Genomic DNA, 16,333 nt, shown 5'->3' on the forward strand with positions numbered 1-16,333 from the left:
TTGCTGTTGAAGGTTGGGCCGAACTGCAGGGTGTCGCCGCCGAAGCGCACGTAGAACCCGGCTTTCCACAAGGCCATGCCCGCTTCGAACGGACGCACGATGGCATCACCGTCACGACCGGCAATCTGAATGGCGCCGGCCAGACCGTAGTTGCGGATGTCGATGACGTGCCTGGAACCTTTCAGGCCATGCAGGGCATTTTCGAAATACGGCGCGACTTCGGCCACGCTCTGCACCAGGTTTTCCTTTTGCAGCAGGTCGAGTGCCGCCAGGCCAGCGGCGCAAGCCACCGGGTGCGCCGAGTAGGTGTAGCCGTGCGGGAATTCCACGGCGTATTCCGGAGTCGGCTGATTCATGAAGGTCTGGTAGATCTCGGAGCTGGCAATCACCGCGCCCATCGGGATCGCGCCGTTGGTGATTTGCTTGGCGATGCACATCAAATCCGGGGTCACGCCGAAGCTGTCGGCACCGAACATCGAACCGGTACGGCCGAAACCGGTGATCACTTCGTCGAACACCAGCAGGATGTTGTGCTGATCGCAGATTTCGCGCAGACGCTTCAGATAACCCTGCGGCGGAACCAGCACGCCAGCGGAACCGGCCATCGGTTCAACAAACACTGCGGCGATGTTCGAGGCGTCATGCAGCTCGATCAGTTTCAGTAACTCATCGGCCAGCGCGATACCGCCCTGCTCCGGCATGCCACGGGAAAACGCATTACTTGCCAGCAAGGTGTGCGGCAGGTGATCGACATCCATCATCGACTGCCCGAACAGCTTACGGTTGCCGTTGACGCCGCCGAGGCTGGTGCCGGCAATGTTCACGCCGTGGTAACCACGGGCACGGCCGATCATTTTGGTCTTGGTCGCCTGACCTTTCAGGCGCCAGTAGGCACGGACCATTTTCACCGCGGTATCAGCGCACTCGGAGCCCGAGTCGGTGAAGAACACATGGTTCAGGTTGCCCGGGGTCAGATCGGTGATTTTCTCGGCCAGTTGAAACGACAAAGGATGGCCGTACTGGAAGCCCGGCGAGTAATCGAGAGTGCCCAGTTGTTTCGAGACCGCTTCCTGAATTTCCTTACGCGTATGCCCGGCGCCGCAGGTCCACAGACCGGACAGCGAGTCGTACACCCTGCGGCCTTTGTCGTCGATCAGCCAGCTGCCTTCGGCACCAACGATCAGGCGCGGATCACGCTGAAAGTTGCGGTTGGCGGTGTAAGGCATCCAGTGCGCATCCAGTTTCAATTGGCTGGCCAGTGGCGACTTAGCGTTTTCAGGCATGTTCATCGGGCAAAACCTCGCAGGGCATAAGCATCAGGGAGATAGAAAGCGTTGTTGCAGCTAAATTGCCACGGCGATAAAGTCGGTGAAATCCAACTCTTCTAACGTTCAGTTGGACACCTGCTAAACATTGAGAATAAAAACATGAGCAGCCGCCGTCCCGATCCGCTGGCCCAGGTCAGTGACTTTGATATCCGACTTCTGCGGATTTTTCGCAGCGTGGTGGAATGCGGCGGCTTTTCCGCTGCGGAAACCGTGCTCGGCATCGGTCGCTCGGCCATCAGCCAACAGATGAGCGATCTGGAACAACGCCTTGGCTTGCGCCTGTGCCAACGCGGTCGCGCCGGTTTCTCGCTGACTGAAGAAGGTCGCGAGGTGTATCAATCGGCGTTGCAGCTATTAAGTGCGCTGGAAAGTTTTCGCACCGAGGTCAATGGCCTGCACCAGCATTTGCGCGGCGAGTTGATCATCGGCCTGACCGATAACCTCGTCACCCTGCCCCACATGCGCATCACCCACGCCTTAGCGCAATTGAAGGAACGTGGGCCGGACGTGCAGATCCAGATACGCATGATTGCTCCCAATGAAGTCGAACAAGGCGTGCTCGACGGTCGTCTGCATGTCGGCGTGGTGCCGCAGGCCAGTGCGTTGTCGGGACTGGAATATCAGCCGCTGTACAGCGAACGCTCGCTGCTTTATTGCGCGGTAGGTCATCCGCTGTTTTATGTCGATGACAAGCAACTCGACGACGAACGCCTGAACAGTCAGGACGCAATCGCGCCGACCTTCCGTTTGCCGGCGGATATTCAGGCGCATTATCAAGCGCTCAACTGCACCGCCAGCGCCTCCGACCGTGAAGGCATGGCATTTCTGATTCTCACCGGGCGCTACATCGGTTACCTGCCGGATCACTACGCCAGCCTTTGGGTGCAGCAGGGGCGTTTGCGTGCGCTCAAGGCCAGGACGCGTTTTTATGATTTGAGTCTGGCATCGGTCACGCGCAAGGGGCGGCGCCCTCATTTGGTGCTGGAAAGCTTTCTCGAAAGTTTGGCGGCGACGCGTTGAAAGCAAGATCAAAAGATCGCAGCCTGCGGCAGCTCCTACATTTGACGGTCGTACACGCTGAAAGCTGAGCAAGTGGACAGGTTTTTGCAGAGAAGGATTAACTCCGATCCTTCAACAAGAAGCCTTCAGCCATGCAGCCAGATTCCGAGCCATCAAGCGAACTGATCTACGGCCTCGACGACCGGCCAAAACCGTTCGCCGCCACCCTCGCCGCCCTGCAGCACGTACTTGCCAGTTTCGTTGGCATCATCACCCCGCCACTGGTGATCGGTTCGGCGCTGGGACTGACCGCGCACCTGCCCTACCTGATCAGCATGGCGCTGATGGTTTCCGGCGTCGGCACGTTTATTCAAGCGCGCCGACCGTTTGGCATCGGCGCCGGAATGATCTGCCTGCAAGGCACCAGTTTCGCGTTTCTCGGTGCGGTGCTCTCGGCCGGGTTTCTGGTCAAGCAGCGCGGCGGCAGCCCGGAAGACATTCTGGCGATGATCTTCGGCGTGTGCTTTTTCGGCGCCGTGGTGCAGATCGTCCTCAGTCGTTTCATTGGCCAGTTGCGGCGAGTGGTCACGCCGCTGGTCACCGGTATCGTCATCACACTGATTGGTATCAGCCTGATCAAAGTCGGCATCACTGATCTGGGCGGTGGTTTCAATGCGCCGGACTTCGGCGCACCGGGCAATCTGGCGCTGGGCCTGCTGGTGCTGCTGACGATCATTCTGCTCAACCGCTCGAACACGCCGTGGGTGCGGCTCTCGGCGATCATCATTGGGCTGGTGCTCGGCAGTCTGGCGGCGTGGTTCAGCGGCAAACTGATCCCGCAGCCATTGCCTGACTTGCCGCTGGTAAGTTTTCCGACACCGTTCAAGTTCGGATTCAGCTTCGACTGGACAGCTTTCCTGCCCGTCGCGCTGATTTATCTGATCAGCACCATCGAAACCGTTGGCGACCTTACCGCCAACTGCATGCTCGCTCGCCAACCGATCAGCGGCCCTTCTTATATAAGCCGGCTGCGCGGCGGCGTGCTGGGTGATGGCGTGAGCTGCATGATCGCCGCCACCTTCAGCGCCTTCCCCAATACCACCTTCGCCCAGAACAACGGCGTTATCCAGTTGACCGGCGTCGCCAGCCGCTACGTCGGTCTGTACATCGGCGCGATTCTGTTCTGTCTCGGCCTGTTTCCAATGATCGGCGCCGTGCTGCAACAGATCCCGAAACCGGTGCTCGGCGGCGCCACGCTGGTGATGTTCGGCAGTGTCACAGCCGCCGGGGTGCGGATTCTCGCGCAGTCGCCGCTGGATCGCCGCAGCATGCTGATCATCGCCACTTCGCTCGGTGTCGGCCTGGGCATCGCCGCGCAACCGGACCTGCTGCACCTGCTGCCAAAACTGGTGCAGAACCTGTTCGACTCGGCGATCACCAGCGGTGGCCTGACGGCGATCATCCTCTGTCTGTTGCTGCCGGAAGCGAAAACCGCACCCGCCGAAGCCCCCGCGCCACTGAACAAGGTCGAACAGGCGTAACGGTTTTCTCGCGACAGGACTTGTCGGATGTCTGTGGGTGCGCTATCAACGCATCTGGTTGCACCCACAGACAAACCCGGAAGTGCCTATGACCTTTGAAGTCCCCGCTCATGGCGGCAAGCCCGTCAGCCGCATTCGTCAGAAGAACGAAGAGACCATCATCAAAGCCGCCGAAGACGAGTTCGCCCGTCACGGATTCAAAGGCACCAGCATGAACACCATCGCCACCAAGGCCGGATTGCCCAAGGCGAATCTGCATTACTACTTCACCAACAAACTCGGTTTGTATGTGGCGGTGCTGAGCAACATCATCGAGTTGTGGGACAGCACCTTCAACACCCTCACCGCCGAGGACGATCCGGCCGAAGCGCTGAGCCGCTACATCCGCGCCAAGATGGAGTTTTCCCGTCGTCAGCCGCAGGCTTCGCGGATCTTCGCGATGGAAGTGATCAGCGGCGGCGAATGCCTGACCGAGTATTTCAATCAGGACTATCGCGCCTGGTTCCAGGGTCGGGCGGCGGTGTTTCAAGCGTGGATCGACGCCGGCAAGATGGACCCGGTTGATCCGGTGCACCTGATTTTCCTGCTGTGGGGCAGCACTCAGCATTACGCTGACTTCGCCACGCAGATCTGCCGGGTCAGCGGCCGTACCAAGCTGACCAAGCAGGACATGGAAGACGCCGGCAACAATCTGATCCGCATCATCCTCAAAGGCTGCGGCCTCACTCCTTCTCTATAAGACTTTTATGCCTTTCACCCTCAGCGGCTTTTGCGAGTTTCGCGAAGAGATCAAAAAAAGCCGCTTCATCACCTACGCCGCGCCGATTGGCAGTCCCGCCGAGGCGCAGGCGTTCTTCGAGCAGCACAGCGACTTGAACGCCTCGCACAATTGCTGGGCCTGGAAACTCGGCGATCAATACCGCAGCAACGACGACGGCGAGCCCGGAGGCACTGCCGGGCGACCGATTCTGGCGGCTATCGAGGCGCAGGATTGCGATCAGGTTGCGGTGTTGGTGATCCGTTGGTACGGCGGCATTCAACTGGGCACAGGTGGTTTGGCCCGGGCTTATGGCGGTGGTGCGAACAAGTTGCTGCAAACGGCGGCGAAGATCGAGTTGATCAGCCGAGTGCCGCTGAGTTGTGCTTGCGGGTTTGCTGAATTGGCGCTGGTGAAATTGCGCGTGGCCGAGCTTGGCGGGTTGGTGGTGGAGGAGAGTTTTACGGCCAATGGCGTGGAGTTGCGGTTGGCGGTGGGTGAAGTGCAGATCGAAGTGTTGCAGAAGCAACTGGCGGATCTGAGTCGCGGGCGGATTTTGCTTCAGCGTTAGAAGATCAAAAGATCGCAGCGTGCCGCAGTTCCTACAGGGGAGAGTATTGCAATGTTTGAGCTGCGCAGTGCTGCGATCTTTTGGGGCGGGCCGTGTTTTGCTTATTCCCGGGAGTTGCCCACATCTGCTGTGCACCCGACTGTGGATAACCTGAGCACATACCGCTGTAACCCTTCTGTCACGTGGCTTTGCGCGATTTGTTCATTTTTCGCCCAACTCACATGAATAAAGTTTAATTCTGCGTAAAAACAATCAGTTAGCGCTGTTTATCGCCATTAGAAGATAAGCCCACAGCGCTTATGCCAAGGTTTTCTGATTGCGCACAAATACTGTGGAGCAACCTGTGGATAACCCGTTCATGGCTCGCGCAGTCGCAGGTTCTGCATAGGCCGCACGCGTTTGCTCGTTTTTTGATCAATTGTTGACGGGCAAAACTGGAGCCTGATCAATACCTTTGCTCTCAATTGGTGCCGCACATCAACAGATTTTCACTTCAACAGCTCTGCGCAAGGCTCTGAGATACAAGGCCCGCAACGGTTCCTGACTCAATGGCCAGGAAATTGCTTTATCCACAGGCACAACTCCAAGCAAGTCGAGCCTGAGTCATGCCCATCCCCGATCCAACCCCGCGCCTGCAACTGCGCCACATCAGCAAACGCTACCCCGGATGCCTGGCCAACGACGCCATCGATCTGAGCATCGCGCCGGGGGAAATTCACGCACTGCTCGGTGAGAACGGCGCTGGTAAGAGCACGCTGATGAAGATCATCTACGGCGTGACCCAAGCCGACGCCGGGGAAATGCTCTGGCAGGGCCAACGGGCCAGCATCCGCAATCCAGCGCAGGCGCGGCAGTTGGGGATCGGCATGGTGTTCCAGCACTTCTCGCTGTTTGAAACACTCAGCGTGGCGCAGAACATTGCGCTGGCGATGGGCGCGAAAGCCGGCACACCGAAACAGCTTGAGCCGAAGATTCGCGAAGTCTCGCAACGCTACGGCATGGCGCTGGAACCGGAGCGACTTGTCCACAGCCTGTCGATTGGCGAGCGGCAACGGGTGGAGATCATTCGCTGCCTGATGCAGGACATCCGCCTGCTGATCCTCGATGAACCGACCTCGGTGCTGACGCCGCAAGAGGCCGATGATTTGTTCATTACCCTGCGCCGCCTCGCCAGCGAGGGCTGCAGCATTCTGTTTATCAGCCACAAGCTCGGCGAAGTCCGCGCCTTGTGCCACAGCGCCACAGTTCTGCGCGGCGGGCGGGTCACCGGGCATTGCGTGCCGGCGCAATGCAGCGATCAACAACTGGCGCAAATGATGGTCGGCGAAACCGCTGCCTTGATCGGTGAGTATCCGAAGGCCAGCGGTGGTGCGCCGTTTCTGCAAGTCAGCGGTTTGAGCTGGCACAACCCGGACCCGTTCGGGTGCTCGCTAAGCGACATCGATTTGCAGGTGCGCCGAGGCGAAATCGTCGGCATCGCTGGCGTCGCGGGCAACGGTCAGGATGAGTTGCTGGCACTGCTCAGTGGCGAACAGACCTTGCCGCGCGACAACGCCGCAATCATTCGTTTCGCTGAACAAGCCGTCGCCGATTTGCGCCCGGACGCACGGCGCAAACTGGGCCTGGCTTTTGTTCCCGCCGAACGTCTGGGCCACGGCGCGGTGCCGCAATTGAGCCTGGAGGATAACGCTCTGCTTACGGCTTTCCAACAAGGTTTGGTCAGCAAGGGCCTGATCGAACGCAGCAAAGTCGAAGCCCTCGCCCAGACGATCATCCAGCGTTTCGGGGTGAAAACGCCGGGCACGCACGCTGCTGCGCGCAGTCTGTCGGGCGGCAACTTGCAGAAATTCATTCTCGGTCGGGAAATCCTCCAGCAACCAAAACTACTGGTGGCCGCGCACCCGACCTGGGGCGTGGACGTCGGCGCTGCGGCGACCATCCACCGCGCACTGATTGCCCTGCGCGATGCCGGCGCGGCGATTCTGGTGATCTCCGAAGACCTCGACGAACTGTTCCAGATCAGCGATCGCCTCGGCGCGCTCTGTGGCGGACGCCTGTCGGCGCCGCAAAACACCAGCGACACCCGCCTGACCGATGTCGGCGGCTGGATGGCCGGCCAGTTCGGCCAGCCTCATTCATCGACCCCGGTCTGAAGCCAAGGTTACGGAGCTATGCCCATGCTGCTTTCCCTCGAACCCCGTGGCCAACAATCGCGCCTGATGCTCTGGTGCTCGCCGTTACTGGCGGCGGCGCTGACGCTTGGTTGCGGCTCGCTGCTGTTTATCGCCCTCGGTCATGATCCGCTGCAAACCCTGCACACGTTGCTGATCGCGCCGGTCAGCGATTTGTATGGCGTCTCCGAACTGCTGGTCAAAGCCTTGCCGATTCTGCTTTGCGCGTTGGGCCTGGCGGTGGCGTATCAAGCGCGAATCTGGAACATCGGCGCCGAAGGTCAATTGCTCCTCGGTGCGTTGGCCGGTAGTGCGTTGGCGGTGAACATCATCGACATGCAAAGTCGTTGGGCGTTGGTGTTGATTCTGCTCACCGGCACCCTCGCCGGCGCCGCGTGGGCGGGGCTGACGGCGTGGCTGCGTACGCGCTTTAACGCCAACGAAATCCTCACCAGCATCATGCTCAATTACATCGCGCTGAACCTGCTGTTGTTTTGCGTGCACGGACCGTTGAAGGACCCGGCCGGCTACAACTTTCCCGAGTCGGCGATGTTCGGCGACGCCAGTCGTTTGCCGCTGTTGCTGGAGGATGGCCGTGTGCATGCCGGGGTGTATTTCGCCCTGCTCGCACTGGTCGCGGTGTGGGTGTTGTTGCAGAAAAGCTTTATCGGATTCCAGATCAAGGTGCTCGGGCTGGACAAGCGTGCGGCGGGGTTTGTCGGCTTTCGCGAGAAGCGGCTGATCTGGCTGGCGCTGTTGATCAGCGGTGGATTGGCCGGGCTGGCCGGGGTCTGCGAAGTCACCGGGCCGATTGGCCAACTGGTGCCGCAGGTCTCGCCCGGGTATGGCTATGCGGCGATCACCGTGGCGTTTCTCGGGCGGCTCAATCCGATCGGAATTCTGTTCTCCAGCCTGTTGATGGCGCTGCTGTACATCGGCGGCGAGAGCGCACAAATGACTCTGAATCTGCCGCAAGCGATCACCCAGTTGTTCCAGGGAATGATGCTGTTTTTCCTGCTGGCCTGTGACGTGCTGATCCTTTATCGGCCACGCCTGAATTTGCGCTGGGTGCGCCGCACTCAAGCAACCGCCGTAACCGCTGGAGCGCTGTGATGGATATCGATCTGCTGAGCAATATTTTCTACGCCATGGTGCGTTGCGGCACGCCGCTACTGCTGGTGGCGCTGGGTGAACTGATCTGCGAGAAGAGCGGCGTGCTCAACCTCGGGCAGGAAGGGATGATGCTGTTTGGCGCGGTGATCGGTTTTATCGTCGCCCTCAACAGCGGCAACCTGTGGCTCGGCGTATTGCTGGCGATGCTGGCGGGGATGCTGCTGTCGTCGCTGTTTGCCGTGGTTGCGCTGGTGTTCAATGCCAATCAGGTGGCAACCGGGTTGGCACTGACGATTTTTGGCGTGGGTCTGTCGACGTTTGTCGGTGCGGCTTGGGTCGGTAAACCGCTGGCGGGGTTCGAGCCGTTGGCGATTCCGTATCTGAGTGAAATCCCGCTGATCGGGCGGATGCTGTTTGCCCAGGATCTGCTGGTGTATCTGTCGTTTGCGGTGTTTGCGCTGGTGGCGTGGGTGATTGTGAAAAGCCGTGTCGGGCTGATCATTCAAGCGGTCGGCGAGAATCCTGATGCGGCCAGTGCGATGGGGTTGCCGGTGCTGACCGTGCGCACCCTCGCGGTGCTGTTCGGCGGGGCGATGGCCGGACTGGCCGGGGCTTATTTGTCGCTGGCGTACACGCCGATGTGGGCGGAAAACATGACTGCCGGACGTGGCTGGATTGCGCTGGCGCTGGTGGTGTTTGCCAGTTGGCGGGTGTGGCGTTTGTTGCTCGGGGCTTATCTGTTTGGGCTCGCCAGCATCCTGCATCTGGTGGCGCAGGGGTTGGGGCTGGCGATTCCGTCGAGTCTGCTGGCGATGCTGCCGTATGTCGCGACGATTGTGGTGCTGGTGCTGTTGTCGCGGGATGCGGTGCGGACGCGGTTGTATGCGCCAGTGTCACTGGGGCAACCGTGGCAGGCAGGGCATTAAGAAGAGACCGGACTGGCCTCATCGCGAGCAGGCTCACTCCCACAGTTGACCGCATTCCCCTGTAGGAGTGAGCCTGCTCGCGATAGCTTTCTGACAGGCAACACCTGAGCAACGCCCCACGCGAGTTCAAAGAGCAGGAAAATCAGCAGTAACGCACTGGCCCCGTGCAGCAGTGCATACCCCTGCCAAGCCGCAAACAGAAACCGCGCCACCGCGTCATAACGCCCATAAACCAACTGCGGATCACGAATCCGCAGCACCGCCCAGACACACACCACCGAACCCAACAAATTCGCCATCAACATGTGCATCGGCTCGAACGCCGGCAGCTCACCGGGCAGATTCAGCGTCTGACTGATCGCCATCAAAACCCCATGCAACGCGGCAAAACTCCACGGTGTGGCAAACGCCGCCGTGACGATCAAGTCATACCAGGCACTGCCGCGCACCAGTCGGCGATACTGCGTTGAAGTCCACATCGTCCATGCTCCAGAAATTCAAAGAGCCTGCACGGTAAAGCCTGGAGTATGCTCCAGGGTCAACACCTCTTTTGAGACTCGAAATGCGCATCGGTGAATTAGCCCTGGCCAGCGCCGTCAGCCGCGACACGTTGCGCTTTTATGAGCAACGCGGACTGATCGCCGCACAACGCAGTGCCAACGGCTATCGCGACTATCCACCGGAGATGGTGCAACTGGTGCTCTACATCAAGACTGCGCAGCGCCTGGGTTTTACCCTCGGCGAAATCGGTAACAGTGTCGCCGCATTATGGAACGCGCCCGACCCGGACAACGCCGTGACGCAACTGCTGCGCGACAAGCTGCAACTGATCGAAACCCGCATGAGTGAACTCGACGCCTTGCGCCACGAGTTGCAACAACGGCTCGGTCAGGCCTGTCCATTAAATCCGTGATCCCTCTTATCAAGGAACCCATCATGTCCAAGGCAAAAAACGCACTGATCATCGGTGCTTCCCGGGGCCTGGGCCTCGGTCTGGTCAAGACGCTGCTGGCGGACGGCTGGCAAGTCACCGCCACCGTGCGCAATCCTTCGAACGCCGAGGCTCTGCAAGCGCTGGGCAAGGTGCGCATCGAAAAACTCGACATGGATGATCAACAAGCAGTCATCGCCCTGAGCCAACAGCTCAAAGGTGAAACCTTCGACCTGCTGTTCGTCAACGCCGGGGTCAAAGGGCCTGATGTGCAGACACCGGGCGGCGCGACGCTGGCCGAAGTCGGGCAACTGTTTTTCACCAATGCCGTGGCGCCGATCAATCTGGCCCAGCGTTTTATCGGGCAGATCCGCGATGGCAGCGGCGTGCTGGCGTTCATGAGTTCGGTGCTGGGCAGCGTGACCATGCCGGATGCGCCGGAGCTGGCGCTGTACAAGGCGAGCAAAGCGGCGCTGAACTCGATGACCAACAGTTTCGTCAGCCAGTTGGGCGAACAGAAACTCACCGTGCTGTCGCTGCATCCGGGTTGGGTCAAGACTGACATGGGCGGCGAAGGCGCCGAGATCGATGTCGAGACCAGCACTCGCGGTCTGATCGATCAAGTGAATGCGTATACCGGCAAAGGCGGGCATCACTTCGTCAACTACAAGGGCGAAACCATTCCCTGGTAAACACTGCATAACCCTGTAGGAGTGAGCCTGCTCGCGATAGCGGTCTGCCAGTCATTATTGATATCGACTGACACGCCGTCATCGCGAGCAGGCTCACTCCCACAAGGGTCTAGTGTTGTCTGGTCGGGTTGGGCTTGCCCGCCACTGCGTTTTGAATGAAACTTCGCACCTCGCCTCCCCGGCGACCCTGGATCAGCAGACAGGGCAACACTGAGCTGGCAACCCTGAACCCAATTTTCAGAGGAGCCGGCCACAATGCCTGCCATCCGTACCTGGTTAAAAAATCCCCTCGCCATTTTCACGGCCAACGAGCTCGATGCCCGTGGCGGTCTGGTGCTGCAAGACGGTGTGATCGTCGAAGTGCTTGGCGTCGGTCAACAACCTTCCGCGCCCTGCCAGGAAGTGTTCGATGCCCGCGAGCATGTGATCCTGCCGGGTCTGATCAACACCCATCACCACTTCTACCAAACCCTGACCCGCGCCTGGGCACCCGTGGTCAACCAGCCTTTGTTTCCATGGCTGAAAACCCTGTACCCGGTCTGGGCGCGCCTGACCCCGGAAAAACTCGCCCTCGCCACCAAAGTTGCTTTGGCCGAGCTGCTGCTGTCGGGTTGCACCACCGCCGCCGATCACCATTACCTGTTCCCGGACGGTCTGGAAAACGCCATCGACGTGCAAGTCGATGTCGTCCGTGAACTGGGCATGCGCGCCATGCTTACCCGCGGTTCGATGAGCCTCGGCGAGAAGGACGGCGGTCTGCCGCCGCAGCAAACCGTGCAAGAAGGCCAGGTGATTCTCGACGACAGCCAACGGCTGATTCACGAGTACCACGAGCGTGGCGACGGTGCGCAAATCCAGATCGCGCTGGCGCCGTGCTCGCCGTTCTCGGTGACGCCGGAAATCATGTCGGCCAGCGCCGAACTGGCGAACAAACTCGACGTACGCCTGCACACACACCTCGCAGAAACCCTCGACGAAGAAGACTTCTGCCTGCAGCGTTTTGGCCTGCGCACTGTCGATTATCTGGACAGCGTCGGCTGGCTCGGCCCGCGCACCTGGCTGGCCCACGGCATCCATTTCAACCCGGACGAAATCGCCCGTCTCGGCCAGGCCGGCACCGGCATCTGCCATTGCCCAAGCTCGAACATGCGCCTGGCCTCCGGCATTTGCCCGAGTATCGATCTGACCGATGCCGGTGCATTGTTCGGTCTGGGCGTTGACGGTTCGGCTTCCAACGATGCCTCGAACATGATCCTCGAAGCGCGTCAGGCGCTGTACATCCAGCGTCTGCGTTACGGCGCCGAGAAGATCACCCCGGAGCGCGTGTTGGGCTGGGCGACCAAGGGTTCGGCGAGTCTGTTGGGGCGTACCGACATTGGTCAGTTGGCAGTCGGCAAGCAGGCGGATCTGGCGTTGTTCAAGCTGGATGAGCTGCGCTTCTCGGGTAGCCATGATCCGATTTCGGCGCTGCTGCTGTGCGGCGCGGATCGCGCGGATCGGGTGATGATTGGCGGCAAATGGCGAGTGATTGACGGGCAGGTTGAAGGGCTGGACCTCAAAGGTCTGATCGCCGATCACAGCCAGGCTGCACGCCAGTTGATCGCCGGTACCTGATCCACCACCGATTAAACCTGTGGGAGCTAGCCCTGCTAGCGATTGCGGTGTGCCAGTAAACAGAAATGTTGCTGATATATCGCATCGCTAGCTGGGCTAGCTCCCACAGTGTTTTGTGGTGGGCCTAAAGGCCCAGCAGGGAGAGCATGATAAACGTCGCAAACAGCACGAAATGGGTCATGCCTTCGATGGCATTGGTCTCGCCGTCATTCAGGTTGATCGCACTGACGATCAGCGTGATGAAGATCATCACTGTCTGTACCGGGGTCATCGCCATCTGGAACGGCTGGCCGGTGTAGAGCGCCATCGCCTCCATCACCGGCACGGTAAGGATCACCGTCGACAACGACGCGCCCATGGCGATGTTGACCACCGACTGCATGCGGTTGGCCAGCGCTGCGCGTAATGCCGTCAGAATCTCCGGTGCCGCCGAAATCGCCGCCACCAGAATCGCCGTGATTACCGGCGGTGCGCCCGTCCCTTCCAGTCCCAGGTCGAGGGTCTTGGACATCACTTCGGCCAAGGCGCCGATCACCACCACACCGAACACCAGAATGCCGATCGACAGCCCCAGGCTTACAGGTTTTGGTTCCTGTTCGACCGGCTCTTTCTTGCGGCGTTTATCCGGATAGCTGTAACTGAAAAAGTAGCTGTGCGGCCCGACCTGCATGCGTAAAAACAACGTGTAAAGCACCACCATCGCGCCAATGGTGAACGCCGAATAAATCTTCCAGTCGGCCTCGGGAATGAACTCCGGCACCACCATCGATACGCCCATCGCGGTAAGGATCATCACGCTGTAGCTACGCGCCGAATCGTCGTTGTAGGACTGCTCGCCGTGCTTGATCCCGCCCATCAACGCGGCGAGGCCAAGGATGCCGTTGATGTCGAGCATCACCGCCGAATAGATCGTGTCGCGCACCAGCGTGGGCGAGGCCTCGTTGTTCATCATGATCGCCAGGATCACCACTTCCACCAGCACGGCGGCGAGGGTCAGGATCATCGTGCCGTATGGGTCACCGACTTTTTCCGCAAGAAGTTCGGCCTGATGGGCGACGCGCATCGAAGCGGCGACGATGAAGGCGATCAGCACCAGACCGGAAATCAGCGCGACGACCTGACCGCTGTGAAGCATCCAATGCTCCAGCGGGTAGGCCACGCACGCGGCGATCACGGCCAGCAGCAGAAAGCTTTCTTGCTTGAGGATGTTGAGCATGTCGAGCCTTTTTGCTGAAGGGAGCGAATGAGCTACTGACTGCGGGACGGCGCTAACGTTTCGTTACACCTTAGCGCACCAGTGGATGGCAGTTGATTTCAGCCATGCACTTTTATTGTCCTTCCCGGCCTCATCGCGAGCAGGCTCACTCCCACATTGGATGCGTACTCCTGTGGGAGCGAGCTTGCTCGCGAAAGCCATTACGCGGTTTCGAGCCGTTTGTTGTCCTGTTGGTCAGCAATTTGCATTGCCCCTGCCCACACACAACAAAATGGAGCTCCACTCATGCGTAAACGTCCGCTGCAAAAACTGCTGTGCGTCGCCATCGGTCTGGGCCTCAGCCTGAGCGCCAGTGCTGCCGATCCGTTGAAAGTCGGCTTCGTCTACATCGGCCCTATCGGCGATCACGGCTGGACGTATCAGCATGAGCAGGGGCGCAAGGCACTGGCCGAAAAACTCGGCGACAAGATCACCACCAACTATGTGGAAAACGTCGCCGAGGGTGCCGACGCCGAGCGGGTGATCCGCAACATGGCCAAGGACAATTACGACCTGATCTTCACCACCTCTTTCGGCTACATGAACCCGACCCTGAAAGTCGCCAAACAATTCCCCAAAGTGACCTTCGAACACGCCACCGGCTACAAGCAGGACAAGAACCTCGGCACCTATCTGGCGCGCACTTACGAGGGCCGCTACGTCGGCGGCTTCCTCGCAGCGAAGATGACCAAGACCAAAAAAATCGGCTACGTCGCCTCGTTCCCGATCCCGGAAGTGATCCGCGACATCAACGCTATCCAACTGGCCTTGAACAAGTACAACCCGGGCACCGAGATCAAAGTGGTGTGGGTCAACTCGTGGTTCGATCCGGGCAAAGAAGCCGACGCCGCCAACGCGCTGATCGATCAGGGCGTGGACGTGGTGTTCCAACACACCGACAGCCCGGCGCCGATCCAGGCCGCCGAGCGCCGTGGCGTATACGCGGTGGGTTACGCCTCGGACATGGCGCACTTCGGCCCGAAAGCGGTGCTGACTTCAATCGTCAACGACTGGGCACCGCACTACATTCAGGCGACCCAAAGCGTGATCGACCACACCTGGAAACCTCAGGATTACTGGGGCGGGCTGAAGGAAGGCACGGTTGAACTGCCGATCAGCGATCTGGTGCCGGCGCCGGTGAAAGCCGAGGCCGAGCAGATCATTGCCGACATCAAGAGCGGCGCATTCCAGCCATTCACCGGGCCGATCAAGGATCAGTCCGGCGCCGAGAAAATTCCGGCGGGCGTGAGCGCGACCACGGTAGAACTGGCGTCGATGAACTATTACGTTGAAGGCATGAAGGCCGAGATGCCGAAGTAACTTCGCTCACCACACAACCTCTGTAGGAGCTAGCCTGCTAGCGATAGCGAAGTGTCAGGCAATACATCTGCCGAATGACAGTTCGCAATCGCCAGCAGGCTGGCTCCCACAGTTGGAACTCAAGCGCATTCAAGGATTGTGTATGAATAGCCTTCCGATCATCGACATCGCCCCGCTCTACAGCGACGACCAAAACGCCTGGCCCGCCGTGGCCGCACAAATCGACCTCGCCTGCCGCGAATGGGGTTTCTTCTACATCAAGGGTCACCCGATCAGCACCGAGCGCGTTGCCGCCCTGCTCGACCACACCCAACGCTTCTTCGCCCTGCCTGCTGCCGAAAAACTCAAGATCGACATCACCCAGACCCGCCATCACCGCGGCTACGGCGCCATCGCCACCGAGCAACTCGACCCGAGCAAACCCAGCGACCTCAAGGAAACCTTCGACATGGGCCTGCACCTGCCGGCCGGGCATCCTGACGTCCTCGCGGAAAAACCGTTGCGCGGGCCCAACCGACATCCGTCGCAAACGGGTTGGGAAGCGTTGATGGAGCAGCATTACCTCGACATGCAAGCGCTGGCGCAAACCCTGTTGCGGGCTATGACCATTGCACTGGATATCGAGCGCGACTTTTTCGACAGCCGCTTCAACGACCCGGTCAGCGTACTGCGCATGATCCACTATCCACCGCGCCACACCGCCAGTTCCGCCGAGCAGCAAGGTGCCGGCGCACATACCGATTACGGTTGCATCACCTTGCTCTATCAGGACAGTGCCGGTGGCTTGCAAGTGAAGAACGTCAAAGGCCAGTGGATCGACGCGCCGCCAATTGACGGCACATTCGTGGTCAACCTCGGCGACATGATGGCGCGCTGGAGCAACGACCGTTATCGCTCGACCCCGCACAGGGTTATCAGCCCATTGGGCGTGGATCGGTACTCGATGCCGTTTTCGCCGAACCACACCCGGACACCCGCATCGAATGCCTGCCCGGATGTCAGGACGCACAGCATCCGGCGAAATATCCGATAACCACTTGCGCCGAATTCCTGCTGTCTCGCTTCGCTGATACCTACGCCTATCGGCGGGAACAGGAAGCCGTGTGATCAACCGG

General features: G+C 59.8%; 14 protein-coding genes and 1 pseudogene (1 of these 15 only partly in view). 12 read left to right on the forward strand and 3 right to left on the reverse strand.

Features of this window, described 5'->3' with window-relative positions; genetic code table 11:
• On the reverse strand, nt 1-1,289 hold the 5' portion of the coding sequence (locus ACTWLJ_RS03445; RefSeq protein WP_401216121.1) for an aspartate aminotransferase family protein. 61 nt of this gene lie to the left of the window's left edge; the window shows 1,289 of its 1,350 coding nt (coding positions 1-1,289); the start codon lies at nt 1,287-1,289; its stop codon lies off the left edge, out of view.
• 138 nt (nt 1,290-1,427) lie between these two features.
• Here ACTWLJ_RS03445 and ACTWLJ_RS03450 point away from each other — a divergent pair, with 138 nt between their 5' ends.
• The 7 genes from ACTWLJ_RS03450 (at nt 1,428) to ACTWLJ_RS03480 (ending at nt 9,406) form a co-directional block, all read left to right on the forward strand.
• On the forward strand, nt 1,428-2,348 hold the full coding sequence (locus ACTWLJ_RS03450; RefSeq protein WP_445179874.1) for a LysR family transcriptional regulator: 921 nt from the start codon (nt 1,428-1,430) through the stop codon (nt 2,346-2,348).
• A gap of 131 nt (nt 2,349-2,479) precedes the next feature.
• Nucleotides 2,480-3,868, forward strand: coding sequence for a uracil-xanthine permease family protein (locus ACTWLJ_RS03455; protein ID WP_445179875.1), 1,389 nt, complete (start codon nt 2,480-2,482; stop codon nt 3,866-3,868).
• Nucleotides 3,869-3,956: 88 nt separating this feature from the next.
• Entirely contained in the window at nt 3,957-4,607 is a 651-nt protein-coding gene (locus tag ACTWLJ_RS03460; protein WP_445179876.1) for a TetR/AcrR family transcriptional regulator, read from the forward strand.
• Between the two features lie 7 nt (nt 4,608-4,614).
• Complete coding sequence (locus ACTWLJ_RS03465; RefSeq protein WP_445179877.1) at nt 4,615-5,196, forward strand: IMPACT family protein; 582 nt, start codon at nt 4,615-4,617, stop codon at nt 5,194-5,196.
• 605 nt (nt 5,197-5,801) lie between these two features.
• A complete protein-coding gene (locus ACTWLJ_RS03470) occupies nt 5,802-7,349 on the forward strand; it encodes an ABC transporter ATP-binding protein (protein ID WP_445179878.1) in 1,548 nt (515 codons plus the stop codon).
• Nucleotides 7,350-7,373: 24 nt separating this feature from the next.
• Nucleotides 7,374-8,480, forward strand: coding sequence for an ABC transporter permease (locus tag ACTWLJ_RS03475; RefSeq protein WP_445179879.1), 1,107 nt, complete (start codon nt 7,374-7,376; stop codon nt 8,478-8,480).
• Nucleotides 8,480-9,406, forward strand: a complete 927-nt coding sequence (locus tag ACTWLJ_RS03480) for an ABC transporter permease (protein WP_401216115.1) — start codon at nt 8,480-8,482, stop codon at nt 9,404-9,406. The genes ACTWLJ_RS03475 and ACTWLJ_RS03480 overlap by 1 nt, the downstream gene beginning before the upstream one ends.
• On the opposite strand, the gene ACTWLJ_RS03485 is transcribed toward ACTWLJ_RS03480, so the two are convergent.
• Nucleotides 9,403-9,885: a hypothetical protein gene (locus tag ACTWLJ_RS03485; RefSeq protein WP_445179880.1), complete on the reverse strand. Its 483-nt coding sequence runs from the start codon at nt 9,883-9,885 to the stop codon at nt 9,403-9,405. The genes ACTWLJ_RS03480 and ACTWLJ_RS03485 overlap by 4 nt on opposite strands.
• An 83-nt stretch (nt 9,886-9,968) precedes the next feature.
• Between ACTWLJ_RS03485 and ACTWLJ_RS03490 the strand changes: the two genes are divergently transcribed.
• From ACTWLJ_RS03490 to ACTWLJ_RS03500, 3 genes are all read left to right on the forward strand, one after another.
• Nucleotides 9,969-10,319, forward strand: coding sequence for a MerR family transcriptional regulator (locus ACTWLJ_RS03490; protein WP_445179881.1), 351 nt, complete (start codon nt 9,969-9,971; stop codon nt 10,317-10,319).
• A 23-nt stretch (nt 10,320-10,342) separates the two neighbouring features.
• The gene (locus ACTWLJ_RS03495; RefSeq protein WP_401216112.1) at nt 10,343-11,029 is read left to right on the forward strand and encodes an SDR family oxidoreductase; all 687 of its coding nucleotides are present in this window, start codon (nt 10,343-10,345) and stop codon (nt 11,027-11,029) included.
• Between the two features lie 255 nt (nt 11,030-11,284).
• Nucleotides 11,285-12,643 carry an 8-oxoguanine deaminase gene (locus tag ACTWLJ_RS03500; RefSeq protein WP_401216111.1) on the forward strand — a complete coding sequence of 453 codons (1,359 nt, stop codon included), beginning with the start codon at nt 11,285-11,287 and terminating at the stop codon, nt 12,641-12,643.
• A gap of 124 nt (nt 12,644-12,767) precedes the next feature.
• On the opposite strand, the gene ACTWLJ_RS03505 is transcribed toward ACTWLJ_RS03500, so the two are convergent.
• A complete protein-coding gene (locus tag ACTWLJ_RS03505; protein WP_401216110.1) occupies nt 12,768-13,859 on the reverse strand; it encodes a calcium:proton antiporter in 1,092 nt (363 codons plus the stop codon).
• A gap of 285 nt (nt 13,860-14,144) precedes the next feature.
• Between ACTWLJ_RS03505 and ACTWLJ_RS03510 the strand changes: the two genes are divergently transcribed.
• Nucleotides 14,145-15,218, forward strand: a complete 1,074-nt coding sequence (locus tag ACTWLJ_RS03510; protein WP_445179882.1) for a BMP family ABC transporter substrate-binding protein — start codon at nt 14,145-14,147, stop codon at nt 15,216-15,218.
• A 142-nt stretch (nt 15,219-15,360) separates the two neighbouring features.
• A pseudogene (locus ACTWLJ_RS03515) lies at nt 15,361-16,325 on the forward strand (2-oxoglutarate and iron-dependent oxygenase domain-containing protein).
• The last annotated feature ends 8 nt before the right edge of the window (nt 16,326-16,333 follow it).

It is taken from the genome of Pseudomonas sp. McL0111, assembly GCF_052567255.1.

Bases quoted from the DNA above. Each gene is read 5' to 3' on its own strand.
- ACTWLJ_RS03450 (WP_445179874.1), top strand. From the start codon at position 1,428: ATGAGCAGCCGCCGTCCCGATCCGCTGGCCCAGGTCAGTGACTTTGAT.
- ACTWLJ_RS03455 (WP_445179875.1), top strand. From the start codon at position 2,480: ATGCAGCCAGATTCCGAGCCATCAAGCGAACTGATCTACGGCCTCGAC.
- ACTWLJ_RS03460 (WP_445179876.1), top strand. From the start codon at position 3,957: ATGACCTTTGAAGTCCCCGCTCATGGCGGCAAGCCCGTCAGCCGCATT.
- ACTWLJ_RS03465 (WP_445179877.1), top strand. From the start codon at position 4,615: ATGCCTTTCACCCTCAGCGGCTTTTGCGAGTTTCGCGAAGAGATCAAA.
- ACTWLJ_RS03470 (WP_445179878.1), top strand. From the start codon at position 5,802: ATGCCCATCCCCGATCCAACCCCGCGCCTGCAACTGCGCCACATCAGC.
- ACTWLJ_RS03475 (WP_445179879.1), top strand. From the start codon at position 7,374: ATGCTGCTTTCCCTCGAACCCCGTGGCCAACAATCGCGCCTGATGCTC.
- ACTWLJ_RS03480 (WP_401216115.1), top strand. From the start codon at position 8,480: ATGGATATCGATCTGCTGAGCAATATTTTCTACGCCATGGTGCGTTGC.
- ACTWLJ_RS03485 (WP_445179880.1), bottom strand. From the start codon at position 9,885: ATGTGGACTTCAACGCAGTATCGCCGACTGGTGCGCGGCAGTGCCTGG.
- ACTWLJ_RS03490 (WP_445179881.1), top strand. From the start codon at position 9,969: ATGCGCATCGGTGAATTAGCCCTGGCCAGCGCCGTCAGCCGCGACACG.
- ACTWLJ_RS03495 (WP_401216112.1), top strand. From the start codon at position 10,343: ATGTCCAAGGCAAAAAACGCACTGATCATCGGTGCTTCCCGGGGCCTG.
- ACTWLJ_RS03500 (WP_401216111.1), top strand. From the start codon at position 11,285: ATGCCTGCCATCCGTACCTGGTTAAAAAATCCCCTCGCCATTTTCACG.
- ACTWLJ_RS03505 (WP_401216110.1), bottom strand. From the start codon at position 13,859: ATGCTCAACATCCTCAAGCAAGAAAGCTTTCTGCTGCTGGCCGTGATC.
- ACTWLJ_RS03510 (WP_445179882.1), top strand. From the start codon at position 14,145: ATGCGTAAACGTCCGCTGCAAAAACTGCTGTGCGTCGCCATCGGTCTG.